The organism is Amycolatopsis sp. NPDC043889 (assembly GCF_056435645.1).
Genome location: NZ_JBWKEC010000009.1, coordinates 1 through 23,124, shown reverse-complemented (window position 1 = coordinate 23,124; position 23,124 = coordinate 1). Strand labels below are relative to the sequence as shown.

Here is a 23,124-nt window from a genome sequence, read left to right as displayed (position 1 = left end):
GAACTTTTCGCGGGGACGCGCGTACCGCGTGCGGCCCCTGATGCTCTAACTCTACGGATGCCGTCGGAAGTTCCCGGAACCCGCCCAAACCGGACTCGGAAGGCCACCGTCCCGGTCGCCTGGAACGATGTGCCAATGGCACCGAGTGAGCAGCAGGGCGTGGCCGGCCTGGCCCGCGAAGTCGAGGAGTTCGTCGCTTCGGGAGGATGGGACCAGCCCCCGCAGTTGTTCGCGCTGGTCCCGACCGCGGCGCTGCTGGACGAACAACCCGAACTGGCCGGGCAGCTCGACCCGTCGGCCCCGCTGACGCCCGTCGCGCAGGAGGCTCTGCCCGACGGTGACCTGGGTGAAGCGCTGGCGCAGATCGCGTGGCCCGATCTGGTGCTGGGCTGCGCGCTCGCGCAGGAGATCATCGTGCTGCCGCCGGACGCCGAAGCCGAGCTTCCCGTCGTGCCCGAGACCGATGCCGAACGCCTGCGTCAAGCGGCCGCCGACCACCCCCGCCGGACCGAAGCCCGCCTCGTCGCGGCTGTGCTGCGGGATGGTGCCGGAGCGTGCGTCATGCGGCTTCGCGGTGCCGGGCAGCCCTTCGAACCCGGTGACGTCCCTGTCGACGAGATCATCGAAAACCCGGAGCTGGCGCCCAACCTGCTCGAAGCACTGAAAGCCACCCTGCTGCCCTGACCTGAGAAAAGAGAGCAAGGGACCTTTGCTACCACCTGCCGCGGGTCGCGGCCGATAGCGAAGGTCCCTTGCCCTCTTCAGGCAGAACCGCGAGGTGGTAGCAAAGGTCCCTTGCTCCCCCGGCGGTCAGCAGGAGGCGGTCGGCCTACCCGCCTTGAGGTTCTCGAGCTGCGCGATCGCCTCGTCCAGCGTGGACACCTTGATCAGGTTCAGGCCCTCGGGCGCGGCGGTCTTCGCCTCGGCGCAGTTGTGCGCGGGCACGAGGAAATCGGTGGCGCCGGCCTCGCGAGCGCCGACCACCTTGAACGAGATGCCGCCGATCGCGCCGACGACGCCCTTCTCGGAGATCTCGCCCGTCCCGGCGATATGCCTGCCACCGGCGAGGTCGCCGGGCTCCATCTTGTCGACGATCGCGAGCGCGAACATCAGGCCCGCCGACGGGCCGCCGACATCCTGCAGCGAGATCTTCACGTCGAAGGGAACGTCGGCACGGTCCACCGCGGTCAGGCCCATGAAGCCTTCCGGCCCATCGGGCCGCTGCGCGAGCGTGAGCGGCACGGTGCGTTCGGCCTGGCCGTCGGATTTGAAGGTGATCTGGACGGTCTGCCCGGGCTTCGTCCCATTCAGGGCGGCCCGCACCTCGGTCGCCTCCGTGACCGTCTTCCCGTTGACCACCAGAAGCCGGTCGCCGGGGGCGAGCACCTTGTCCGCGGGACTGCCGGAGACGATCGTCTTCGCGAGCACCTTCACCGGGAACTTGCGGCGCAGCGCGGCGACCTGGGCAGCGGTCTGCGAGTCCTGCAGCTGCTGGATGTTCTCCTGCCGGACCTGCTCGTTGGTTTCGCCCGGCTTGAAATATTCCTCGCGCGGCGCCAGCGCGTACCGGCCGCTGGCCCAGAGCCCGAGCGCGTTGAACAGCGTGATGCCGCCATCACGCAGGGAGACCGTCGTCATCCGCAGCTCACCGGAAGTCTGGAAGACCTCGTGCCCGTTGACCTGGATCACGGACTGGCCGGCCGCGTCCTTGCCGAGGGTGTCGTAGGTCGGCCCGGGGCTGATCGCCACATACGGCACCGGGATGAAGAACCCGACCAGCGCGAAGGCGACGAACAGCGCACCGCTGACCAGCAGCGTCCAGCCGCGCCGGGTCAGCCGCCGTTCGGAGCGGTCCTGGTCACCCGCGGAGCCCGCACGGCTCCGCGCTCCTGTGGTCTCCTCCGAGGGCTCTGTCACGCGTGACAGCGTACGGTGACGGTGTTCGCTTCTCGGTGAAGGCCACGCTCATCACTCCACTTGACGAGCTGTGAATCCCGGGACCCGCGTACGGTGGTGCCATGAGCAAACCCCCGTTCGGCTTCGGACCGCCCGATCCCGACAAACGAGGCGAGAACGAGCCGTCGGATTCCGGCGGCCAGCCCTCCGGCGCCGAGGCCTTCAATCAGCTCGGTCAGATGCTCAGCCAGCTGGGCCAGATGCTCAGCCAGGCCGGCAGCTCGACCGGGCCGGTCAACTATGACCTGGCGAAACAGATCGCGTTGCAGAACCTCAGCAGCAGCGGAAGCGCCGACGTCCAACTCGGCTTTTCGTCATCCAGCGGTGGCGACTCGAGTACGGCCGTCCGCGACGCCGCCCACCTGGCGGAGCTGTGGCTCGACGCCGCGACGATCCTGCCCGCCGGAGCCACGACCACCGTCGCTTGGTCCGCGCGTACCTGGGTCGAGAAGACCCTGCCCACGTGGCAGCGCCTCTGCGACCCCGTCGCCCAGCAGGTCTCGGGCGCGTGGGTCCAGGCCCTGCCCGAGGAGGCCAAGCAGGCCGCCGGTCCACTCCTCTCGATGATGGGGCAGATGGGTGGAATGGCCTTCGGCTCCCAGCTCGGCAACGCTCTGGCTCAGTTGGCTTCCGAAGTGCTCACCTCCACCGAGGTCGGTCTCCCGCTCGGCCCCGCGGCCACCTCCGCGCTGCTGCCGGCGAACATCGAGAAGTTCACCGAGGGCCTGGAGCTGCCGACCAGTGAGGTGCTGGTCTTCATCGCCGCACGCGAGGCCGCCCACCAGCGGCTGTTCGCCCACGTCCCTTGGCTGCGGCAGCGACTTCTGGCCACCGTCGAGGAGTTCGCGAGCGGTATCTCCGTCGACACGTCGGCGCTGGAGCAGCTCGCCGGCCAGATCGACCCGTCGAACCCGGCCAGCATCGAAGAGGCCATGTCCTCCGGCCTGCTCGAGCCGCAGACCTCGCCCGAGCAGAAGGCGGCGCTGAACCGCCTGGAAACCCTGCTCGCGCTGGTCGAAGGCTGGGTCGACGTCGTGGTCGCCGAGGCCATCGGCGACCGGCTTCCGGGCGCGGACGCGCTCCGGGAGACGCTGCGCCGCCGCCGGGCCACGGGTGGCCCGGCCGAGCAGACCTTCGCCACCTTGGTCGGGCTTGAGCTCCGGCCAAGGCGGATGCGGGCGGCCTCCTCGCTGTGGAAGCTCGTCGGCGACCAGCACGGCATCGAGAAGCGGGACGGCCTCTGGTCCCACCCCGACCTGATGCCGACCGCCGACGACCTCGACGAGCCGCTCGACTTCTCCGAACGCCTCGGCGATGGCGAGTCGACGCTCGAAGGCATCGACCCGATCGCCGAGATCGAACGGACCGAGCGCGAGAAGAACAAGCCCAAGGGCGACGAAGAAGAGAACTGAGGCACGTCAGTCCTCCGCCGCGATGCCCCATCCGGCGGCGGAGGACAGGCCCTCCAGGTAGCCGATGGCGCGTTCGGTCTTGGGATAACGGCGAACGAGCTCCCAGAACGCCGCGTTGTGCCCTGGTTCCTTCAAGTGCGCGAGTTCGTGCACGAGGACGTAGTCCAGCACCCATCCCGGCACCCGGCGCAGACGATCACTGACCCTGATCGTCGCGTCGACCGGTGTGCAGGACGCCCACCTCGTCCTCATCGGCGGGACCCAGCGAACGCTCGCGGGTATCGCCTTCCCGTCCAGATATTTCACCGAGAGCACGGCGCAGCGTGCCAGCAGCGCCTCGTCCGACGCCTTCGGCGGCGCGGCCTGCCGCGGGCCTTTGCGCAGCAGCTTGCGCTGCATCTCGGCAACCCAGTGCTTCTCCTCCGCCCGGGTCATCCGGGCAGGGATCAGCACGACGAGGGTGTCCTCGTCCCAGTACGCGGTGACGGTCCGGTGGCGGCGTTGGCTACGCCGTACCTCGACCTTGTGTTCGGGAGTGTCCGACGGATTCGTCGTGTCCCGGCCCCTCAATGAGGGCGTCCGTGCTTCGACCACTCGACCACGGTAAGGCCAGTCACCGACAACTCCGAGAGCCGAAAGGTCACAGCCTCCAGTTGTCCACAACGGGGTCAACCTGTGGATAACTCGCGTTCTTCCGAGCGGACGGACCGCGAATGGGTGCGATCCTGCGATCATGAACCTTCGCGAACCGGACCTGCGATCGATCATCCTGCCCGCCTTCCCCACCCTGCTTCCGGGGCTGGATGTGCTGGACCGGGGAAACGGCGAGATCCAGATCGGTCTCGACCCCGCACACGCCGTGGTGATCGCCGGCGTCGCCACCGAGGTGGCCGAAGCCCTCCGCGGGCTGGACGGGAAACAGGCCGCGGACGACATCGTGCTCGCGCAGAGCGAACACGACGAACAGCTGCGGGACCTGATGACGGACCTCACGGCCCGAGGTCTCGTGACCGAGGCGGGCCAGTCCGAACGGCATCCGAGACCGAGACCGGAGACCGGGCTCTGGTCGCTTCGCGCTCGCCACCATCAGGCGGCCATGACGGCCCGCCGCAAGCGCACCGCGGTGGCGATCCACGGCGACGGCAGGCTCGCGGTGGCCATCGCCGTCCTGCTCGCCAACGGCGGAGTCGGGCATATCGACGTCCGAGCTTCGGGCAAGGTTCTCGAAGGTGACCTGGGCTCGGGCTACACCGAAGCCGAAATCGGGATGCCACGCCGGGACGCGATGGCTCAGGTCGTGCACCGCACCAGGGCGAGCACCGTGACAACGCGGCTCTACTCGGACCGACGGCCGGAACTCGTCCTGCTCACCGACGCCGTGGTACCTGCCCCCGAAGTGGTCGACGAACTCGTCCGCGACGGGGTCAACCACCTACCGGTGCGCGTCCGGGACGGGGTCGGCATCGTGGGACCTTTGGTGGTGCCCGGCCGCAGCAGCTGCCTGCGCTGCGCCGACCTGCACCGGGCCGGCCGCGACGATTCCTGGCCGAGGGTGGCGAGCCAGCTCGTCGGCCGTGTGCAGCGAGCGGATCTCGGCTCCGTTCAGGCCTGCGCCGCGCTCGCCGCCGCACAGGCGCTCAGGCTTCTGTCCCCGAGCGATCAGGCGCCGCCCGCTTGGAACGCCACGCTGGAGATCGACTTCTTCGACGGCAAGATCCGGCATCGCGACTGGCCGCCGCACACCGCGTGCGGATGCGGCGCTCGTTGATACGGCAAGCGACGTAGCCCACACGCACTCCCTCAACAGGCTGCGCGGGTGCAGTGAATCAAGGCAGAATCGCGAAGGTGACCGACTCCCGCAACGCCGAGGACCGTGAAGCCGCCATCCCCCGCAACGGGGCCGCGCGAACGGCGAAGCTGGCCAGTATCCCGCTCGGCATAGCGGGGCGGGCGGTAGGCGGCTGGGGCAGGCGGCTGACCGGGCAAAGCGCCGAAGAGGTCAACGCGACTCTGTCCGCCAAGGCGGCGGAGCAGCTCTTCGAGGTCCTCGGCACGCTCAAGGGCGGCGCGATGAAGTTCGGCCAGGCGCTGAGCGTCTTCGAGGCCGCGGTGCCGGACGAGATGGCGAAGCCCTATCGCGAGGCCCTCACGAAGCTTCAGGCCGCCGCACCGCCCATGCCCAACCGGCAGACCCATCGGGTCCTCGCCGAGCAGCTGGGACGCACCTGGCAGCAGCGGTTCGCGGCCTTCGACGACGAGCCTGCCGCTTCCGCGAGCATCGGCCAGGTCCACCGCGCGACCTGGCACGACGGCCGCGAAGTCGCCGTCAAAGTGCAATATCCCGGAGCTGACGACGCCTTGCGGAGCGACCTCCGGCAGCTCCAGCGTTTCAGCAGGTTGTTCCAGGCGTTCGTGCCGGGGACCGAAGTGAAGCCGCTCCTGGCGGAACTCGCCGAGCGGATGAACGAAGAGCTCGACTACCAGGCCGAAGCACAGAACCAGCGTGCTTTCGTCAAAGCGTTCGAAGGCGTCCCCGGGTTCCTGATCCCCCGCGTGGTCGCCAGTGCGCCGAAGGTCGTCGTCACCGAGTGGGCCACCGGCACCCCGCTGTCGAAGATCATCGCCGGCGGCGACAAGGAGACACGAGACCGCGCCGGCCGCCTGCTCACCGAGTTCCACTATTCGTCGCCGGAACGGGCCCGGCTCCTGCATTCGGACCCGCATCCCGGCAACTTCATGCTGACCGCCGACGGCAGGCTGTGCGTCATCGACTTCGGCGGGGTGTCCCGACTACCCGAAGGGATCCCGCAGCACCTCGGCGAGATGACCAGGCTGGCGCTCGACGGTGAGTCCGCGAAGCTCATGCAGCTACTCAGGGAATCCGGCTTCATCCGGGGCGACGCGGATCTCCGGGCCGACGATGTGCTCGCCTACCTGGCGCCGTTCACCGAGCCGCTGGCGGGCGACACGTTCCACTTCACCCGCCGTTGGATGCAGCGGCAGGCGGGCAGGGTCGGCGACACCCGCGGCCGGGATTTCCGGATCGGCCGCTCCCTCAACCTGCCGCCCGAGTACCTGATGATCCACCGGGTGACCGCCGGATCGACCGGCATCCTCTGTCAGCTCGACGCCGAGATCCCCGCCCGCGCGATCGTCGAACGGTGGCAGCCGGGCTTCGCGGCCTGAGAAGTTATCCACAGGGAACTTTGCGACTGAGCCGAAAACGGGGTTGCTCGGGCGAGTTGTCCACAAGTTCGCGGAAGTGGTTCCACCCGGTCGGCCCAGCGGCCATCCTCGATTCATGACCACTACACGAAGCGCCCGACTCATGGCGCTCAGTAACACCAGCGAATCCGGCATCGTCACCAGCCGCGAGCTGCGTAAGGCGGGCGTCACCGCGCGCTACGCCGCGAAGCTCTGCGGCCCGGGCGGCCCGTGGCGAAGGCTGATGCCGGGCGTGATCCTGTTGCGCGACTCCGCGCCCACCCGGCTTCAGCTGCTGCAAGCCGCTGTCGCGCGGTTCGGGCCGGAGGTTGTGGTGACAGGTGCCGACGCGCTACGCGCACGAGGTGTCGGCTGCCCGCTGACACGGGAGGTCCATCTCCTTGTCCCCGACTATCGGCGCATGCCAGCGGAGCCCGGCATGCTGCCGCGAAGAACCACCCGGATGCCGCCGCCGACCATGATCGACGGCGTCCCGTTCGCCCCACCTGCCCGGGCGGCGCTCGATCTCGCCCGGCTGGAGCTCGATCCCACGCGAATCGACGAGCTGATCTCGCTGCCGCTGTATTGGGGGCTGTGCACGCTCGACGAACTCAGCGAGGAGCTCGATTCCGGTAACCGGCGAGGCTCGGCCGCGGTCCGCGCTGCTCTGCGACGCGTCGATCCCGAAGAGACGTACGCGCACGGGCTGGCGAAGAAGGTCCTCAGCGGCTGCCCGCTGCCCTCGCCTTCGTGGAACACGACACTCTGCGACAGGCGGGGACGCCCTATCGGCACCGCCGACGCCTGGTGGGACGACATCGGCATGGCGTGGCAATTCCGGACCCCGAAACAAGACGCCGCGAATTTCCACCCTCTGGCGCTGACCGCGACCGGGACCGTATTGGTCCGCTGCACGATCGACCAGCTGAAGAAGGTTCCGCTGGAAGTCGCGTCGGAGCTCGTCAGGGCGTTCGCCGAAGCGACGCGGACGCCGAGGCCGAAGGTCCGTACGATCGGCCGGATCGACGCCGCCTAAGGCTCACCAATACTCGTCCGGCAGCTTTCCTTCGATGTCGCGGGTGTGACGGCGAGCGCAGGCGGGGCACATCCAACGCACGACGTTCTTCTCGCGGGTGGAAACCCAGGCGAGTGTCTGTGCGGGCTCCTCGTCGCCACCGCGGATCCGGCCGCACAACGAGCAAGTGGACTGTTCGCTCACGATCGCCGTCCACAATGGATGGTCTTCGCCCCCTGAAGGAACAGGTCCGGGCGAGCGCCCAGGAAGGCCGGGTTCTCCGGATCCACCAGCGCGGCCGCGGTCTCGTGGTCGTCATCGCCGAGGCGATCGCCCGCGACCTCGTTCAGCCAGGTCACCCGCTCGATGACGAACTCGCGCAGCAATTCCGGGCCGGGCGCCGGGTGGTGAATGAGCACCCCGAAGGAATCGACGTCGACGAGTCCGGCTCGCTGCAGCGCGATGTTCCAGCCGTAGGGCATGGAAACGGAGCCGGGAATTCCTGCCCGCATCTCGGCGAACCACTCGCCGCGTGCGGCTAGGAGCCTCTCCTCGAGCCCCGGGCGGCCGATGCCGAGATCCCAGGGGAGGCAGTTGAAGTCCAGGCCGCCCTCGGAGATGGCGACCAGCCCGCCGGGTCGGGCGAGCCGGGCGAGGGTGTCGATGGCCGCCTGCTGGTCGGGCAGGTGGTGGACCACTCGGGAAGCCCAGACGAGATCGGCGGCAGGGAGCTTGGCGGGCAATCCTTCGTCGGCCACGTCGGCGTGGATCGTCTCGACGACGGCCCTCTCCCCCGCAGCCGCGCTGACGACTCGGTGCGCTTCGGCGAGCAGATGCTCGGTCGCATCGACCAGCACGATCTTGGCGCCGGCAGCGGCGAGCTCCTCGGCGAAAAGCACGCTCATCCCGCCCGCGCCGCAGCCGACATCGAGGATGGTCGGCCCGTCCGGCATGCCCTCCAGCAGCCGTCGAGCCGCCGCTCGCATCGGCTCGGCATCGAGTGCCTCCGCCATGCGAAGCGAGCGAAGCCGATCAGACCAGTCGATGTCGTCATGTGTGTGTACGGCCATTCCCCCAGTGAACACCACGCCGAGCCGCACCACGTCCCAAAAGGGAGCGGGGGACCTTTGCTATCGCGCCGCGATAGCAAAGGTCCCCCGCTCCCCCTGAGTGGTCAGGCCTGAAAGCGCTCAGCTCGCCGGGTCGCCCAGCGGGCGACCTTGGTCCACCTGCGCGCGGCGCGTGGGCCGCTCCGAGCCCGCTGCGCGCGGACTCCCTCCTCGAGGTCTCGTATTCGGGCCCTGGACAGTTCTTCATAAAGCAACATTTCGCTGGTCTCCTCGACCTTGATCTCGTTCAATTCGGTCGGCGCGTGAGTTCCCGTCCGCGCCTCGTAATCCCTGGTGGTGATGAGTTCGACGGTCATGCCGCTGCGCTCCGCTCGACCTTGCGCGCGACGGGGCGAGCCTCGGCGGCGGGCTCGACGACCGCGTTCTTCCGGGGGCGGCCACGGGGCCGCTTCCGCGCGACGACAACGCCGCGCTCGAAGATTTCGCCACCCCAGACACCCCACGGCTCACGCCGCGAAAGGGCGCCCGCGAGGCAGGCGGAACGGACCGGGCAGTCCACGCAGAACGCCTTCGCCCGCTCGAGCTCTGCCGGCGATTCGGCGAACCACAGGTCCGCGTCGCCCGAACGGCAGGGAAGCATCGACTCGGGCGAGTCGATGGCGTCGAGCAGGTCGACGACGCCGGCGTCGGCGAAGGGCAGGGCCTCCCCCGGCGCGAAAGCTATGGCCGATGACATAAGTGCACTCCTCTGTGCCGTAACGGATTTCGTACTCACGGTGGAACTGGACAACGCTGAACCCCAATTAGGTTGTGCAGCCAACTTGTCTGTGCAGCAAAAAACACGAAGGCCGCGGATCCGGTAACCGGTTCCGCGGCCTTCGTGAGCCTCTGGTCCTGACTAGGTCAGGAACTTCGCTCCCGTTCGGACAACGGAACACGGAACTGCTTGATGACCGGCAGATCGACGCCACCGTTCACGTACGCCCCACCGAGGGCGGCAGCGTGCGTGAAGGTTTTGTCAGCGGCGATCCAGCTCAGGTCGAAACGCTGGGTGCCACGGGCGGCGAGGATGCTCGCGGGCACAAAGGTGCCCTGGCGCTGAGCCTGCGGGACTTCCGCGACGCGGGACAGACGGGCGCCAGGGTTCGCGAGCATCATGTTGATCGTCATTTCACCGGCACCACCTTTCTCTGTCGCGCGCGAACCGACCTGCGGTCTACGCTGTGTTGTAGATTTTCTTCCCCAGACCGGGCGCTTCCCGCCCGGTACCTGCAGGTTATTGCCCCCGGCCACACCAGGGCAACTTATTTTCCAGAAAATCCGTCGAAGTTGCGAAGATCGGCTCTGAGCAGCAGGTTCGCCGCGTGGATCAAGCCTGGAACGCGGTCAAGTCTCCACCGAGGCCCGCACGACGTCGAGAACCTCCGCACCGAAGCGCTCGAGCTTCGTCGCACCGATCCCGGAGATGGCACACAACGCCGTGTCATCGGTAGGCCGCTGCTCGGCGATGGCGACGAGCGTCGCGTCCGTGAAAACGACGAAGGCCGGCACCTTGAGCTCCCGCGAGCGCTCCCCTCGCCAGGACTTCAGCTTCTCGAGCAGCTGCTCGTCCACGTTGGACGGGCAACGGGAGCACCGGCCGAGCTTGATGTCGAGTGTCTCCAGCAGCGGCCCGCCGCACACGCGGCACCGGGCCTTGCTACCGGACTGCTTCGGCTGCTGCGATCGGGCGACCCGCGCCGCCGGGTGGTCTTCGGGGATGAGGCCGTAGAGGAATCTGCTGCGTCGCCGATTACGGCGATTTCCCGGCGTCCTGGCCAAGGCCCACGACAACGAAAGATGCTCTCGGGCTCTTGTGACGCCGACATAGAAGAGGCGGCGCTCTTCCTCGATGGCCGCGTCGTCGCCGTCGGCGTGGAGAATCGGCATGGTTCCCTCGGCGAGCCCCACGAGGAACACGGCGTCCCATTCGAGACCTTTCGCCGCGTGAAGCGAGGCCAGGGTGATGCCCTCCACCGTCGGCGGATGCTGCGCTGTCGCCCGCTGTTCGAGCTCCGCCACGAAGCGAGGGAGATCCGCATCTTCGACGGTGGAAGCCAGCTCCTCGGCCAACTCGACGATCGAAAGAAGCGCGTCCCACCGCTCTTTCGCCGCGCCTCCGGCAGGAGGCTGGTCGGTGAGCCCCACCTTCGCGAGAACCGAGCGCACGTGGGTCACCAGCTCGCCGGTGTAGGTGTCGGTCGACGCCATCCGCAGCGCGGACATGGCCTGCCGGACCTCGGCCCTGGCGAAGAACCGCTCGCCGCCGCGGACCAGGTACGGGATGCCCATCTCCGCCAGAGCCTGCTCGTAGGCTTCTGATTGGGCGTTGACGCGGTAAAGCACCGCGATCTCGCTGGCCGCCACTCCGCTGTCGAGCAGATCACGGATCCTGCGCGCGACAGCCGCGGCCTCAGCGGTCTCGTCGTCGTATTCGGCGAACCGCGGGACCGGCCCGGAAGGGCGCTGGCCGATCAGCTTCAACCTCGACCCCGCAGGGCGGCCGCGCGCGGCACCGATCACTTGATTGGCGAGAGCCACGACCTCCGGAGTCGACCGGTAGTCCCGCTCGAGCCTCACGACTGTCGCCTCGGGGAACCTCCGCGTGAACTCCAGGAGCGGCCGGGGAGAAGCACCACCGAACGAATAGATGGTCTGGTTGGCGTCGCCGACGACGGTCAAGTCGTCACGGCCGCCGAGCCAGGCGTCGAGCAGCCGCTGCTGCAGCGGGGTGACGTCCTGATACTCGTCGACGACGAAGCAGCGATAGCGCTCGCGGAACTCCTGGGCTACCACCGTGTGCTCCTCGAGGACGGCCGTGGTGTGCAGGAGCAGGTCGTCGAAGTCGAGCACCTGGGCGGCGTTCTTGACCTTCTCGTAGTTGCGGTAGACCTCCGCGACCTGCGATGCGGGCGCCGGTGTGTCCCGCTGCGTCCGTGCGGCTACCGCCGGATAGTCGTCCGGCGATACCAAAGAGGCCTTGCTCCACTCGATCTCACTGGCGAGGTCACGCAGTAGTTCCGTCTCGGTGCCGAGGCCAGCCTTGTTGGCGGCTTGGCTGATGTAGCGGAACTTGTTCTCGAGCAGCTCCCAGGGCCGGTCCCCGACAACCTGAGGCCAGAAATACCGCAACTGGCGACGGGCGGCGGCGTGGAACGTGAGCGCCTGGGCGGCGTCCACACCCAGCCCCCGAAGACGCGTGCGCATCTCACCTGCGGCGCGGGTCGTGAAGGTGACAGCGAGGACCTGACCAGCGGCGACGTGGCCGGAACGGACCAGGTGGGCGATGCGGTGTGTGATCGTCCGGGTCTTGCCGGTCCCTGCCCCCGCGAGGACACAGACCGGCCCCCTCGGCGCGCAGGCGGCGGCGCGTTGCTCGGGATCGAGCCCATCGAGCAGGCCTGGACGACTCTTCGGGGACGATGCGCTAACCACGCCCCGATCCTCGCAGAGGGCCCGACGGGATCGGCGCAGGGCACGCGGCCGTATCCTGGTCACATGGCGGGAAAGCAGGACAAGGAAGCAGCGAAGCTGGCCAAGAAGGAGAAGCGTGCCGCGAGCAAGGCTCGCCGCGGGCAGATCTTCGAGGCCTTCAAGATGCAGCGTAAGGAAGACAAGGCGCTCATCCCCTGGATGGTCGGATCGCTCCTGGTCATCACCGGTGTCGTGTTCGGCATCGGGTTCATCTTCGACGTCCACTGGGTCGTGCTGCCGCTGGGCATCCTGCTCGGCGCGCTCGCCGCTGTGATCATTTTCGGCAGGCGGGTCCAAAAGACCGTGTACTCGAAGGCCGACGGGCAGCCGGGCGCCGCGGCGTGGGCGCTCGAGAACATGCGCGGCCGCTGGAAGGTGACGCCGACCGTGGCGGCCACCACCCAGCTCGACGCCGTGCACCGAGTTCTCGGTGGGCCGGGTGTCGTGCTCGTCGCCGAGGGTGCGCCGCACCGCGTGAAGTCCCTGCTCGCGCAGGAGAAGAAGCGTGTGTCCCGCCTGATCGGCGAGACACCGATCTACAACGTGATCATCGGCAACGAAGACCAGCAGGTGCCGCTGAAGAAGCTGCAGAGCCACCTGATGAAGCTGCCGCGCAACCTCAAGCCCGCCCAGGTCGACGCGCTGGAAGCGAAGCTGGCCGCACTTGGCAGCCGCGGTGCCGCCATGCCCAAGGGCCCGATGCCCGCCGGCGCGAAGATGCGCAACGTCCAGCGCACCATCCGTCGCCGCTGACGAAACGAGGATCAGGGGTCCTTTGCTACCGCCGCGTGCGGTAGCAAAGGACCCCTGATTCGTTTCCGGGCAAAAACTGTCGGTGGGTGGTCGCATGATCACTGTGTGGACGGAACCTCGAGCGCCCGGCAGAGGGCGCTGGCAGCGATGTTCCCGGACGGCGTGGCCGCCCGGGCGAAACTTGTCGCCCTCGGGCACTCCCATTCCTCGATCTCGCGCCGTTGCCGCGAAGGCGGCCCGTGGCGCCGTCCGATACCCGGCGTCATCCTTCTGACCAGTGCCACGCCGACCAAGCACCAGCTCTTGAGGGTCGCACTGACTCACGCGGGCCCGGAGGCGATGCTCACCGGAGTGCAGGCCGCCAGATTGTACGGGGTCCGAAGACTCCCGCCAGAAAGACGGGCGCACACCCTGATCCCCCACCGGAGCAAGGTCGCCACCTGGGGATTCGCCGTCGTAGAACGAACGATCCACCTGCCGGAACCAGTGGAGATCGACGGACTGCCTGTCGCTCCTCTAGCCCGGGCTCTCATCGACGCCGCTCGACGTATGGACGAGCTCAGGTCGGTGCGGGCGATGATCCACGACGCGGTCCACCGCGGCCTCTGCACTTCAGAGGAACTTCGAGACGAGCTGGCTCAGGCCAGCACGATCGGCTCGTCGCTCCCTCGAATAGTCGTCAACGCCCTCCAGGACGGTGTCGACTCCGCCGTCGAGCAGTGGCTGGAGTCTGTGGTCGAGCGCAGCGACCTGCCCAAACCCATGCGGAAGGCAGAGCTACGGACTCCGGACGGAGTGGTTGTCGGGATCGCCGATGCCTGGTGGCCGCAGGTCGGCGTCGCGCTGCAAGTCCGCTACGACGAAGTCTCTCTCGAACCGGACAAGAGGTCCGAGATGCCGGCCCTGGTCGCTCCAGGCCTCATCGTCGTCCAGGCGAGCCCGGCACAGCTACGTGACGAGCCGCTGGTGGTGATCCAAGACCTGCGAGCAGCCCATCGCCGCGCCCGACAACGACCGCCTCCAGATCTCGGGAGCGTGCCTGCGGCACCGGCCGCCTGACCGCTGCCGCTTCCTCCGGCGAGAGCAAAGGTCCCTTGCTCTCCACCTGTGGTCATCGCATGCGGATTACGACGGTTCCGGTCAGCCGGTCGAGCCAGCTTCGCCCGTCGATGTTGCGGATTGCGGCTGGAATGATCACAAAGGTCAGCGCCCCTCGCACTGCTGCACGCCACACACCGACCATTTGCGCGCCGTCGAGCCTGGCGACGCGGATTCCGACCACTGCCATACCGGGGGTGAACCCGAAGAAGGCGGCGGGAATGACCGTGATCGCTGCCCAGACTCCGACCGACCAGAGGTTGAAGGTCTGCATGACGGCCGGATCCTGAAGGCTGGGAGTCACGAAGAGGGCGGTGACCAGCGAGGCGAGAACAAGGTCGATGAGCAGCCCGAGCAGGCGTGCACCGCCGCCCGCTACCGAACCGACACCCGACTGGGGCAAGCCGAGTCGCTCACCACGCCAACGCTGCGTACCCTCGCCACCGGCCGTCGTCTCATCGCCGGCTCCGGGCAGCCATTCTCCGGTCCATCTCGCCACCCATCCAGGGTATGCCGGTGGCGCCGACCACATTCGCCCTGGTCGACTACCCGATATCGCCGCCCCGTTAACACCGGCGAAACATACGGGTGACGGTCGGGCAACACCGCGCTCTTAGCGTGAGCCGAAGAGAGTACTGCCGCCGGCAACGAACGAGAAGGAGTCACCGAGGGTGCCCACTACTCCAGACGACATTCAGCGCCTAATCGCCGACGAGAACGTAGAGGTCGTCGACGTCAGGTTCTGCGACCTGCCCGGCGTTATGCAGCACTTCACCGTTCCGGCGAAGGCGTTCAACGAGGAAGCCTACGAAGAAGGCCTGGCCTTCGACGGCTCCTCGGTGCGTGGTTTCCAGTCGATCCACGAATCCGACATGCTGCTCCTCCCGGACCCCGAGACGGCTCGTATCGACCCGTTCCGCAAGGCGAAGACGCTCTCGCTGAACTTCTTCGTGCACGACCCGTTCACCCGCGAGGCGTACAGCCGCGACCCGCGCAACATCGCGCGCAAGGCCGAGCAGTACATCTCCGAGTACGGCGTAGCGGACAACGTGTTCTTCGGCCCCGAGGCCGAGTTCTACATCTTCGACTCGATCCGGTTCGACTCGGCCGAGCACGCCTCTTTCCACGAGATCGACTCCGTCGAGGGCTGGTGGAACACCGGTGCCGACGTGCCGGGCGGCAACCAGGGTTACAAGACGAAGTTCAAGGGCGGCTACTTCCCCGTCCCGCCGGTCGACCACTTCGCCGACCTGCGCGACGAGATCGTCCGTAACCTGCAGGGCTCCGGTTTCGAGATCGAGCGCGCGCACCACGAGGTGGGCACCGCCGGCCAGACTGAGATCAACTACAAGTTCAACACGCTGCTGCACGCTGCGGACGACCTGCAGCTGTTCAAGTACATCGTGAAGAACACCGTGTTCGCCGCCGGCAAGACCGCGACCTTCATGCCGAAGCCGCTCGCCGGCGACAACGGCTCGGGCATGCACTGCCACCAGTCGCTGTGGAAGGACGGCACGCCGCTGTTCCACGACGAGTCGGGATACGCGGGTCTGTCCGACACTGCCCGCCACTACATCGGTGGTCTGCTCAAGCACGCGCCGAGCCTGCTGGCCTTCACCAACCCGACCGTCAACTCGTACCACCGGCTCGTGCCGGGCTTCGAGGCCCCCGTCAGCCTGGTGTACTCGCAGCGGAACCGGTCGGCTTGTGTCCGTATCCCCATCACGGGCAACAACCCGAAGGCCAAGCGCGCCGAGTTCCGGTGCCCGGACTCGTCCGGCAACCCGTACCTCGCTTTCTCGGCGATGATGATGGCCGGTCTCGACGGCATCAAGAACAAGATCGAGCCGCCGGAGCCCATCGACAAGGACCTCTACGAGCTTCCGCCGGAGGAGGCCCAGAACGTCAAACTCGTCCCGGGCGACCTTGGCGCGGTTCTCGACACGCTGGAAGCCGACCACGACTACCTGCTCGAGGGCGGCGTGTTCACTCCCGATGTGATCGAAACGTGGATCTCCTACAAGCGTGAGAACGAGATCGACCCGCTGCGGCTGCGTCCGCACCCGTACGAGTTCTCGCTGTACTACGACGTGTGATCGTGCGGTAGGAACACCAAGAGCACGCCGGTGGTGAGGTGCGGAAGCGCCCTCACCACCGGCGTTTCTTATGGACCAGGTAGTACGGCTACTCCGAAGTGGAGAGAACCTTCAGGTCGACGCCCGCTCGCTCGATGCGGCCACGCGGGTCGTCCACCAGTTTGCGTCGCTCGAGATCCATCAACCCCAGCGTGCACGTGATCTCCGCCGAGAGGGTGCCGTCGACCTTGTAGATGTTCGAGTCCATGTGGAAGGTCTTGCCGGTGCCGAACTTGGCATCGCAGGTCACGTCGACGACATCGCCTGCCCGAAGCTCGCGTCGGAAGACGATGTGGGATTCGAGCAGCACGAAAGCAAGATTCGCCTCACGCATACCCGCGTTGAGGCCGCCTGCGAGTTCCATCAGCTCAAGTCTGGAGACCTCGCCGTACGAGTGGTACACGGCATGGTTGAGATGGCCGAGGGTGTCCAGCTCGTAATGACGCACCTTGATCCGGGTGCGAAAGGGCTCGCGCACAGTCACCAGTCCACTGTAAGGCCACCCATCGTCCGCGACGCCGAGTGTGAGCAAGGGACCTTTGCTGCCGTCCCCCAACCCAGGCAAGCGACAGCAAAGGTCCCTTGCTCCCTAACCACAGGTCAGAGCGGTCAGCCTTGGTAGAAAAGGGTCTCCACGACCGCATGGGCACGTCGCGTCGTCCGCCGGTAGGCATCGAGGAACTCGCCTGGATCGTCATCGGCCGAGTAGCCGAGCACTCGTGCGACCGCGGCGAGATCGCGACCGGAGCTGGGGATTTCGTCGACCGCCTTACCGCGGACCAGCATCCCGGCGTTACGGACACGCGTCGCCAGCAACCAGGCCTCGGTCAGGGACTCGATCTCGGCGGGCTCGGCGAGCCCCGCCTCTGCCGCGGCCTTCAGGGCCTTGATCGTCGACGTGGTCCGAAGCCCTTCGACTTCGTGTCCATGACGCAGCTGCATGAGCTGCACCGTCCATTCCACGTCAGCGAGCCCTCCACGGCCGAGTTTCGTGTGCCGGGTCGGGTCGGCGCCCCTGGGCATCCGTTCCGTTTCCACGCGCGCCTTGATCCGCCTGATCTCCCGCACGCGGACCGAGTCGAGGCCTGCCGGCGGGTAGCGGATGGGGTCGATCATCTCGATGAACCGCGCGCCGAGGTCGTCGTCACCGGCGATGAACCGAGCCCGGAGCAGCGCCTGCGATTCCCAGACCTCGGCCCACCGCCCGTAGTAGCTGCGGTAGGACTCGAGGGTTCGCACCAACGGGCCGCTCCGCCCCTCCGGACGGAGATCGGCGTCGACGATCAGTGCCGGGTCGGCGCTGGGGGCACCGAGGATCTTGCGGACCGTCTCGGCGACGGAGGAAGCGAACTTCGCTGCTTCGGAGTCCGACACGCCCTCTGCGGGCTCGCACATGAAGAGAACGTCCGCGTCGGATCCGTAGCCGAGTTCGGCCCCGCCCAACCGCCCCATTCCGATGACGGCGATCTTCGCGGGGGTCTGGCCGAGCTCGGCCTGGCGCTGGCGAAAAGCAGCAGCCAGGGCACCTTGAAGCACGGCGACCCACACACTGGACAGCGCCTCGCAGACGGCTGGGACATCGAGCAGCCCCAACAAATCCGCCGACGCGATCCGGAGCATCTCGTGCCGACGCAACGATCTCGCGGCCGCGACAGCGGCATTCAAGCCCGGCTGACGCCGCACGGCAGCTCGCAGTGAAGTGGCTACCTCCGCCGGAGTACGGCCGGCCAGCCGCGCTGGATCGCCGAGCAACTGCAGTACTTCCGGCGCTCTGGACAGCAGGTCGGGCACTAGACGTGATGTACCGAGCAGGAATGCGAGCCGCTCGACGACGGCACCCTCGTCCCGAAGAACCCTGAGATACCAGGGCGTTTCTTCGAGTGCTTCCGAGACCTTCCGATAGGACAGGAGGCCACGGTCAGGGTCTGGAGTGTCGGCGAGAAGGTCCAACAAGACCGGCAGCAGAGCTTGCTGGATGGCCGCCCGGCGGGACATTCCCGCAGTCAGTGCCTTGATGTGCTGCAGGGCCCCATCCGGCGCGGCGTAGCCGAGGGCGGCAAGGCGGCTCTCCGCCTGTTTTGTGGTCAGCCGCAGTGCTTCGGTCGGCACGTTCGCGACCGATTGCAACAGGGGCCGATAGAAGAGTTTCTCGTGAAGACGCCGGATGCTCTGCAGGTGGCGGCGGAACTCCGCCACCAACACGTCCCCTTCACCTCTACCCCGGGCCGGGCGCACACCGCTCGCTCTCGCGATCGTTCGCAGCTCGCTGACGTCCGAAGTGGCAGGGAACAAGTGCGTACGCCGTAGTCGGCGAAGCTGGAGCCGGTGCTCGATGGTCCGGAGGAACTCGTAGGACGAAGCGAGCTCCGCGGCGTCCTTCCGGCCAACGTATCCGCCGTCCCCCAAGGCAGCGAGTGCGTCCATCGTGGACGGGGAACGCAGCTCAGCGTCGATCCGGCCGTGGACCAGTTGCAGCAACTGCACGGCGAACTCGACGTCGCGAAGGCCACCGCGCCCCAGCTTGAGCTCCCGTTCAGCGTGCGCGGACGGCACATGGCCTTCGACGCGGCGCCGCATCTTCTGCACCTCGGGAACGAAATTCTCCCGATCGGCCGCTGCCCACACCTTCGGTGCGACCATCTCCGCGTACCGACGCCCGAGCTCGGCATCGCCTGCGACCGGCCGCGCTTTGAGCAAGGCCTGAAACTCCCAGGTCTTGGCCCACTTCTGATAGTAGGCGGCATGGCCGTCGAGGGTTCGGACCAAGGCGCCCGCCTTGCCCTCCGGTCGCAACGCCGCATCGACCTCGAAACATGCCTTGCCGACCACACGCATCATCGTGCTGGCCAGCCGCGTAGATACCGAAAGATCTCCATCTCCGACGAAGATGACATCCACGTCGCTTACATAGTTCAGCTCTCGACCGCCGCATTTGCCCATCGCGATCACGGCCAGGTGGCCTTCGGCAGCGGCACTCACCTCGGCCTCCGCGACCAGCAGCCCGACGATCAGCGCGGCTTCGGCCAGCGTCGTGAGCTGGGCCCCGATCTCGGCATAGGGTGGCGGGCGGAGGCCGGGTTCGACGAGATGCCCGAGGTCGGCCGCAGCTATTCCGAGCAGCAGTTCGCGGTAGCCGATGCGAAGAGCCTGCTCCGACTCGAGCCTTGTTAGCAGCTCTCCGTCTGGTCGCAAGTGGTCGAGAAGACTGCTCACGTACTGATCCGGGGCAATGTTCTTCTCACCCTGGAGGGTTTTCCAGCAGTCGGTGTTCGCGACCAGGAAGTCCGCGAGCGCGCTCGAAGTGCCCAGAACACCGAGCAACCGGCCGCGGAAGGTTCGGTTTGTGCGGAGCGCTTGGTCGAGCTCATGCCAGGTACCGGGGTCGGCTTCCCTGATCCGGTCCAGCCCGCTCAGCGCGAGATCGGGATCCGCTGCACGGGAAAGTGCCGACATCACGGCGGCGGCGGAGCCGTCCGGGCCGGACTCGGTCCACCAACCGGCAGCACGCAGCTGCCCGTCGGCACGGGGGTCGGTGAAGCCGTATCTCGCCACGGAAGCGGTCGGCCTGGCGCGCTCAACCATCGGCTTCCACCGTAGTCGCCCTGCCGCCCGAGACCAGACGGACGCGCAAGGGAGCAAGGGACCTTTGCTGCCGCGTCGAGGCGGTAGCAAAGGTCCCTTGCTCTCCTAGGCGGCGATCCTGCCGACTTCCTGTTCAGGAACGGTCGGGGCGGGGGTGGCGAAGCTGCCCGCGTTGACGGGGCTCCGCCGTGAAAGGAGATAGATCCCGATACCGATCGCCAGGCCCGCGACACCAACGGCGATCGTGCCCACCGTGCCCGTCGACGTCACGAGGCCGGCCGCGGCACCGACGATGGCAGCGGCGGGAAGTGTGAACAGCCAGGCGGTCACCATGCGGCCGGCTGTGCGCCAGCGAACCGGTGATTCGTTCCTGCCCACCCCGGAACCGACGATGCCGCCGGAGCAGACGTGGGTCGTCGAAAGCGGAAAGCCGAAATTCGTCGAGGCGAGAATGACCGCCGCCGAGCTGGTCTGCGCGGCGAAGCCCTGCGGGCCATCGATGTCCGTCAGGCCTTTACCCAGCGTGAAGGTGATTCGCCAGCCACCCAGGTACGTGCCGAGCGCGAGCGCCAGCGCCGCGCTGACGATCACCCAAAGCGGCGGCCCGGCCCCGGCGGGGAGGGTTCCGGCGGTGATCATCGTCAGCGTGATGACGCCCATCGTCTTCTGCGCGTCGTTCGTGCCGTGGGCGAGCGAGACCAGCGAGGCCGAAATGATCTGGCCGACCCGGAAGCCAGCCGTACGGCCCCGGCGAACGAAGATCCGGTAGACGAAGTACGTCACGATCATCGCGACGAGGCCGGCCAAAACCGGCGAGAGTGCCGCTGGGACCAGCACCTTCTCGATGATCTTTCCGAAATGGACTGAGTCCGTCCCGGCCGATACCCACGTGGCGCCGATCAGCCCGCCGAAGAGCGCGTGGGACGAGCTGGACGGCAGTCCGACGAACCACGTGATCAGGTTCCACACGATCGCCCCGACCAGGCCGCCGAACACGATCGCCGGTCCGATCTTGGAGTCGTCGACGAGTCCATTGGAGATGGTCTTGGCTACCTCGACCGACAGGAACGCTCCGACCAGGTTCAGGACCGCGGAGATCGTCACCGCGACCTTGGGACGCAACGCCCCGGTGGCGATCGACGTCGCCATCGAGTTGGCCGTGTCGTGGAACCCGTTCGTGAAATCGAAAATTAGGGCCGTGACGACGACGAGCACGACCAAGACTGAGGGCTCCACCCCGACCTCCGAACCCTTCGAAATTCCCTTCGCAAGGTACCTGACGGCAAGACCCGAGTGTTAATAACCCATACGTATTTGAGACATAAGTCGTTAAGCCATCGGCAATGTACGTTGACGGTCCGCAGCCGGGACGAGGTCGCCGGACACCAGACGGACGAAGCGATGGGCGAACGGCTGCCAGGTTTCGGTGATGTCGGCATGCACCCGAGCGAGGTTTTCCGGGGTCAGTGCGTCCGGCCGGGTGAGTTCTGCCATTTCCGGCGACTGCCGCGCCCAGTCGAGGACCACATCCGGCGTCGTCTCGATATGGAACTGGACACCGTAGGCACAACGGTCGAATCGGAAGGCCTGGTAGGCGTACCGCGGCGAAGAGGCGAGGAGCTCGGCGCCTGCGGGCAGCCGGGTGATCACGTCGTTGTGAAACTGCAGGACGTCCTGCATGAGCGGTAAGTCCGCGAAGAGAGGGTCGGTCCAGGCAGCGTCCTTCTTGGACACAAGGCCGGGGCCGACCTCAGGCCCTTGATCACCTGAGGCGACGCTGCCGCCCAACGCCACCGCCAGGAGCTGACCACCGAGGCAAATCGCGAGCGTCGGGATGCGCGCACCCGCGGCCTTCGAAAGAAGCTTCCGCACGTCCGCCAGCCACGGATGATCGCCATCATCGTTGGCGCCCATCCCACCGCCGAGGCATACGACGCCCGCATACCCAGCAAGATCGGAGGGGATCGCCTGATCGGGCAGCAACCGGATGTCGAGTTCGGCTCCCGCCTCGGTGAGCCAGTCACCGAGGGGGCCGATCGGGTCTGATACATCCGGCTGGATGACGAGCAACTTGGGAACGGTCACGTCTCCAGCCTACGACCGCCGGGAGAGCAGGGGACCTTTGCTACCACTCGAGGCGGCGGCAGCAAAGGTCCCCCGCTTATTTGGTCAGCAGGCGCAGCGGGGAGTGGGCGTCAAGGTGATAGCGGGTATCGAGGCGTCCCGGTCGACGGGATAGCCGGACGCTTGCCAGGCGGTGATGCCGCCGGACAGGCGCTTGACCTTGAAGCCGAGTTCCGCGAGCCTCAGTGCTCCCTTGGTCGCGGCGTTGCAGTGGATGCTTTCGCAGTAGCAGACGTAGACGAGTTCACGGTCCAGCCCGCGGACCGACTCGGGCGTCATCTTCCGGTACGGGAGGTTGATCGCGCCTGGGATGCGAGCCGACGCGAAGGCTTCAGGGGCTCGGGTCTCGACGACCACGTACCCCTGCCGAGCACCAGAGGTGAGGTCTCGGGCCAGATCATCCGGGTCGACTTCGAGAGCGAGCTCGGCACGCAGGAGCGCGGCCGCGGACGCGCTGGCCAAGGCCGGAAACATGAGTACGCGGGGTTCGGTCGTCATGTCTCAATCCTGCTGACCAGTGATCATCCACGACATCGGAAGATCCAGGTGTTGCCGACGGCTAGCCTGGAGTTTCCTGGTGGGCACGACGATCAACCTGGAGTTCTGTGAACCTCGACGATCTAGACTGGCAGCTACTCGAACTGCTCCAGTCCGACGGCCGGTTGACCTTCTCGGAACTCGGTCGGCGAGTGTCGCTGTCCGCGCCCGCAGTGACCGAGCGGGTTCGTCGGCTCGAGGAGAAGGGGATCATCACCGGATACTCGGCCAACGTCGACGTGGCGAAGCTCGGGTTACCGATCGAGGCGATGGTCCGGGCGAAGGTGCGGAGTTTGGACACGGCGCGCTTCCGCGAAACCATCCTCCCGCTTCCCCAGATCCTCGACGCCGATCACGTCACGGGTGACGAGTGTTGGCTGGTGCGAGTCGCCTGCCGGAACACTGCGGAGTTGGAGGCACTCGTAGAGCGGATGCAGCGCTATGGGGAGACGACGACTTCGCTGGTCTTCTCGTCGCCTGTGCGCCGGCGCGCGGTTGGTCGGCCCAGCTGCTGACGACGCCGCGGGGAGCAAGGGACCTTTGCTACCACTTGGCGAGGGCGGACATGAAAAGGGTCCAGGCCCCGGGAGAACTCGTGGTTCTCGACCGGGGCCTGGACCCTTTATCAAGGTTAGTCCGGCGGTGTCCTACTCTCCCACAACCCTTCGGTTGCAGTACCATCGGCGCTGTCAGGCTTAGCTTCCGGGTTCGGAATGGGACCGGGC

23 protein-coding genes and 1 rRNA gene are annotated in these 23,124 nt (G+C 67.2%); 9 read left to right on the top strand and 15 right to left on the bottom strand.

Annotated elements, in window-relative coordinates:
* The first annotated feature begins 135 nt into the window (after window positions 1-135).
* Window positions 136-684 carry a PPA1309 family protein gene (locus tag AC0685_RS18795; protein ID WP_478226690.1) on the top strand — a complete coding sequence of 183 codons (549 nt, stop codon included), beginning with the start codon at window positions 136-138 and terminating at the stop codon, window positions 682-684.
* 126 nt (window positions 685-810) lie between these two features.
* Here the strand turns inward: AC0685_RS18795 and AC0685_RS18790 are convergent, their stop codons facing one another.
* Window positions 811-1,815, bottom strand: coding sequence for a YlbL family protein (locus AC0685_RS18790; RefSeq protein WP_425342081.1), 1,005 nt, complete (start codon window positions 1,813-1,815; stop codon window positions 811-813).
* Window positions 1,816-2,018: 203 nt separating this feature from the next.
* Between AC0685_RS18790 and AC0685_RS18785 the strand changes: the two genes are divergently transcribed.
* The gene (locus AC0685_RS18785; RefSeq protein ID WP_378438212.1) at window positions 2,019-3,368 is read left to right on the top strand and encodes a zinc-dependent metalloprotease; all 1,350 of its coding nucleotides are present in this window, start codon (window positions 2,019-2,021) and stop codon (window positions 3,366-3,368) included.
* Window positions 3,369-3,374: 6 nt separating this feature from the next.
* Here AC0685_RS18785 and AC0685_RS18780 read toward each other — a convergent pair whose 3' ends face one another.
* Window positions 3,375-3,938 carry a YgjP-like metallopeptidase domain-containing protein gene (locus tag AC0685_RS18780; protein WP_478226906.1) on the bottom strand — a complete coding sequence of 188 codons (564 nt, stop codon included), beginning with the start codon at window positions 3,936-3,938 and terminating at the stop codon, window positions 3,375-3,377.
* A gap of 163 nt (window positions 3,939-4,101) precedes the next feature.
* Here AC0685_RS18780 and AC0685_RS18775 point away from each other — a divergent pair, with 163 nt between their 5' ends.
* From AC0685_RS18775 to AC0685_RS18765, 3 genes are all read left to right on the top strand, one after another.
* On the top strand, window positions 4,102-5,136 hold the full coding sequence (locus tag AC0685_RS18775; protein ID WP_478226689.1) for a hypothetical protein: 1,035 nt from the start codon (window positions 4,102-4,104) through the stop codon (window positions 5,134-5,136).
* A gap of 77 nt (window positions 5,137-5,213) precedes the next feature.
* Window positions 5,214-6,554, top strand: a complete 1,341-nt coding sequence (locus AC0685_RS18770; RefSeq protein ID WP_478226688.1) for an ABC1 kinase family protein — start codon at window positions 5,214-5,216, stop codon at window positions 6,552-6,554.
* 142 nt (window positions 6,555-6,696) lie between these two features.
* Window positions 6,697-7,608, top strand: a complete 912-nt coding sequence (locus AC0685_RS18765) for a hypothetical protein (RefSeq protein WP_478226905.1) — start codon at window positions 6,697-6,699, stop codon at window positions 7,606-7,608.
* A 3-nt stretch (window positions 7,609-7,611) separates the two neighbouring features.
* Here the strand turns inward: AC0685_RS18765 and AC0685_RS18760 are convergent, their stop codons facing one another.
* The 6 genes from AC0685_RS18760 to AC0685_RS18735 all read right to left on the bottom strand — a co-directional run bounded on the left by AC0685_RS18760 (window position 7,612) and on the right by AC0685_RS18735 (window position 12,131).
* Entirely contained in the window at window positions 7,612-7,794 is a 183-nt protein-coding gene (locus AC0685_RS18760; RefSeq protein WP_478226904.1) for a hypothetical protein, read from the bottom strand.
* On the bottom strand, window positions 7,788-8,657 hold the full coding sequence (locus tag AC0685_RS18755) for a class I SAM-dependent methyltransferase (RefSeq protein WP_478226687.1): 870 nt from the start codon (window positions 8,655-8,657) through the stop codon (window positions 7,788-7,790). Before AC0685_RS18755 ends, AC0685_RS18760 begins: the two co-directional genes overlap by 7 nt.
* A gap of 104 nt (window positions 8,658-8,761) precedes the next feature.
* On the bottom strand, window positions 8,762-9,013 hold the full coding sequence (locus AC0685_RS18750) for a hypothetical protein (protein ID WP_126737722.1): 252 nt from the start codon (window positions 9,011-9,013) through the stop codon (window positions 8,762-8,764).
* The gene (locus AC0685_RS18745; protein ID WP_478226686.1) at window positions 9,010-9,393 is read right to left on the bottom strand and encodes a WhiB family transcriptional regulator; all 384 of its coding nucleotides are present in this window, start codon (window positions 9,391-9,393) and stop codon (window positions 9,010-9,012) included. Before AC0685_RS18745 ends, AC0685_RS18750 begins: the two co-directional genes overlap by 4 nt.
* A 167-nt stretch (window positions 9,394-9,560) precedes the next feature.
* Window positions 9,561-9,827, bottom strand: a complete 267-nt coding sequence (locus AC0685_RS18740; RefSeq protein WP_478226685.1) for a hypothetical protein — start codon at window positions 9,825-9,827, stop codon at window positions 9,561-9,563.
* A gap of 216 nt (window positions 9,828-10,043) precedes the next feature.
* Window positions 10,044-12,131 (bottom strand): ATP-dependent DNA helicase UvrD2, encoded by a 2,088-nt coding sequence (locus AC0685_RS18735; RefSeq protein WP_478226684.1) that lies wholly within the window; start codon window positions 12,129-12,131, stop codon window positions 10,044-10,046.
* A 63-nt stretch (window positions 12,132-12,194) separates the two neighbouring features.
* On the opposite strand from AC0685_RS18735, the gene AC0685_RS18730 reads away from it, so the two are divergent.
* Together AC0685_RS18730 and AC0685_RS18725 are read left to right on the top strand one after the other, a co-directional pair.
* Window positions 12,195-12,923: a DUF4191 domain-containing protein gene (locus AC0685_RS18730; RefSeq protein ID WP_125680464.1), complete on the top strand. Its 729-nt coding sequence runs from the start codon at window positions 12,195-12,197 to the stop codon at window positions 12,921-12,923.
* 549 nt (window positions 12,924-13,472) lie between these two features.
* The gene (locus tag AC0685_RS18725; RefSeq protein WP_478226683.1) at window positions 13,473-13,982 is read left to right on the top strand and encodes a hypothetical protein; all 510 of its coding nucleotides are present in this window, start codon (window positions 13,473-13,475) and stop codon (window positions 13,980-13,982) included.
* Between the two features lie 52 nt (window positions 13,983-14,034).
* On the opposite strand, the gene AC0685_RS18720 is transcribed toward AC0685_RS18725, so the two are convergent.
* A complete protein-coding gene (locus AC0685_RS18720) occupies window positions 14,035-14,520 on the bottom strand; it encodes an RDD family protein (RefSeq protein WP_478226682.1) in 486 nt (161 codons plus the stop codon).
* 172 nt (window positions 14,521-14,692) lie between these two features.
* Here AC0685_RS18720 and glnA point away from each other — a divergent pair, with 172 nt between their 5' ends.
* Entirely contained in the window at window positions 14,693-16,117 is a 1,425-nt protein-coding gene (gene glnA, locus AC0685_RS18715; RefSeq protein ID WP_007033879.1) for a type I glutamate--ammonia ligase, read from the top strand.
* An 88-nt stretch (window positions 16,118-16,205) separates the two neighbouring features.
* Here glnA and AC0685_RS18710 read toward each other — a convergent pair whose 3' ends face one another.
* The 5 genes from AC0685_RS18710 to AC0685_RS18690 form a co-directional block, all read right to left on the bottom strand.
* A complete protein-coding gene (locus tag AC0685_RS18710; RefSeq protein WP_478226681.1) occupies window positions 16,206-16,640 on the bottom strand; it encodes an acyl-CoA thioesterase in 435 nt (144 codons plus the stop codon).
* A gap of 125 nt (window positions 16,641-16,765) precedes the next feature.
* Complete coding sequence (locus AC0685_RS18705; RefSeq protein WP_478226680.1) at window positions 16,766-19,738, bottom strand: bifunctional [glutamine synthetase] adenylyltransferase/[glutamine synthetase]-adenylyl-L-tyrosine phosphorylase; 2,973 nt, start codon at window positions 19,736-19,738, stop codon at window positions 16,766-16,768.
* Between the two features lie 105 nt (window positions 19,739-19,843).
* Entirely contained in the window at window positions 19,844-20,974 is a 1,131-nt protein-coding gene (locus AC0685_RS18700) for an inorganic phosphate transporter (RefSeq protein ID WP_340684301.1), read from the bottom strand.
* A 93-nt stretch (window positions 20,975-21,067) separates the two neighbouring features.
* Window positions 21,068-21,823 carry a type 1 glutamine amidotransferase gene (locus AC0685_RS18695; protein WP_478226679.1) on the bottom strand — a complete coding sequence of 252 codons (756 nt, stop codon included), beginning with the start codon at window positions 21,821-21,823 and terminating at the stop codon, window positions 21,068-21,070.
* Between the two features lie 84 nt (window positions 21,824-21,907).
* Window positions 21,908-22,360: a rhodanese-like domain-containing protein gene (locus AC0685_RS18690; RefSeq protein WP_478226678.1), complete on the bottom strand. Its 453-nt coding sequence runs from the start codon at window positions 22,358-22,360 to the stop codon at window positions 21,908-21,910.
* A 107-nt stretch (window positions 22,361-22,467) separates the two neighbouring features.
* On the opposite strand from AC0685_RS18690, the gene AC0685_RS18685 reads away from it, so the two are divergent.
* Entirely contained in the window at window positions 22,468-22,914 is a 447-nt protein-coding gene (locus AC0685_RS18685) for an Lrp/AsnC family transcriptional regulator (RefSeq protein ID WP_478226677.1), read from the top strand.
* A gap of 119 nt (window positions 22,915-23,033) precedes the next feature.
* Here the strand turns inward: AC0685_RS18685 and rrf are convergent.
* A 5S ribosomal RNA gene (gene rrf, locus AC0685_RS18680) occupies window positions 23,034-23,124 on the bottom strand; the annotation flags it as partial.

Excerpts from the sequence above, each read along its gene's own strand:
- AC0685_RS18795 (WP_478226690.1), top strand. The coding sequence starts at position 136 with ATGGCACCGAGTGAGCAGCAGGGCGTGGCCGGCCTGGCCCGCGAAGTC.
- AC0685_RS18785 (WP_378438212.1), top strand. The coding sequence starts at position 2,019 with ATGAGCAAACCCCCGTTCGGCTTCGGACCGCCCGATCCCGACAAACGA.
- AC0685_RS18775 (WP_478226689.1), top strand. The coding sequence starts at position 4,102 with ATGAACCTTCGCGAACCGGACCTGCGATCGATCATCCTGCCCGCCTTC.
- AC0685_RS18765 (WP_478226905.1), top strand. The coding sequence starts at position 6,697 with ATGGCGCTCAGTAACACCAGCGAATCCGGCATCGTCACCAGCCGCGAG.
- AC0685_RS18755 (WP_478226687.1), bottom strand. The coding sequence starts at position 8,657 with ATGGCCGTACACACACATGACGACATCGACTGGTCTGATCGGCTTCGC.
- AC0685_RS18750 (WP_126737722.1), bottom strand. The coding sequence starts at position 9,013 with ATGACCGTCGAACTCATCACCACCAGGGATTACGAGGCGCGGACGGGA.
- AC0685_RS18745 (WP_478226686.1), bottom strand. The coding sequence starts at position 9,393 with ATGTCATCGGCCATAGCTTTCGCGCCGGGGGAGGCCCTGCCCTTCGCC.
- AC0685_RS18740 (WP_478226685.1), bottom strand. The coding sequence starts at position 9,827 with ATGACGATCAACATGATGCTCGCGAACCCTGGCGCCCGTCTGTCCCGC.
- AC0685_RS18730 (WP_125680464.1), top strand. The coding sequence starts at position 12,195 with ATGGCGGGAAAGCAGGACAAGGAAGCAGCGAAGCTGGCCAAGAAGGAG.
- AC0685_RS18725 (WP_478226683.1), top strand. The coding sequence starts at position 13,473 with ATGGACGAGCTCAGGTCGGTGCGGGCGATGATCCACGACGCGGTCCAC.
- AC0685_RS18705 (WP_478226680.1), bottom strand. The coding sequence starts at position 19,738 with ATGGTTGAGCGCGCCAGGCCGACCGCTTCCGTGGCGAGATACGGCTTC.
- AC0685_RS18690 (WP_478226678.1), bottom strand. The coding sequence starts at position 22,360 with ATGACGACCGAACCCCGCGTACTCATGTTTCCGGCCTTGGCCAGCGCG.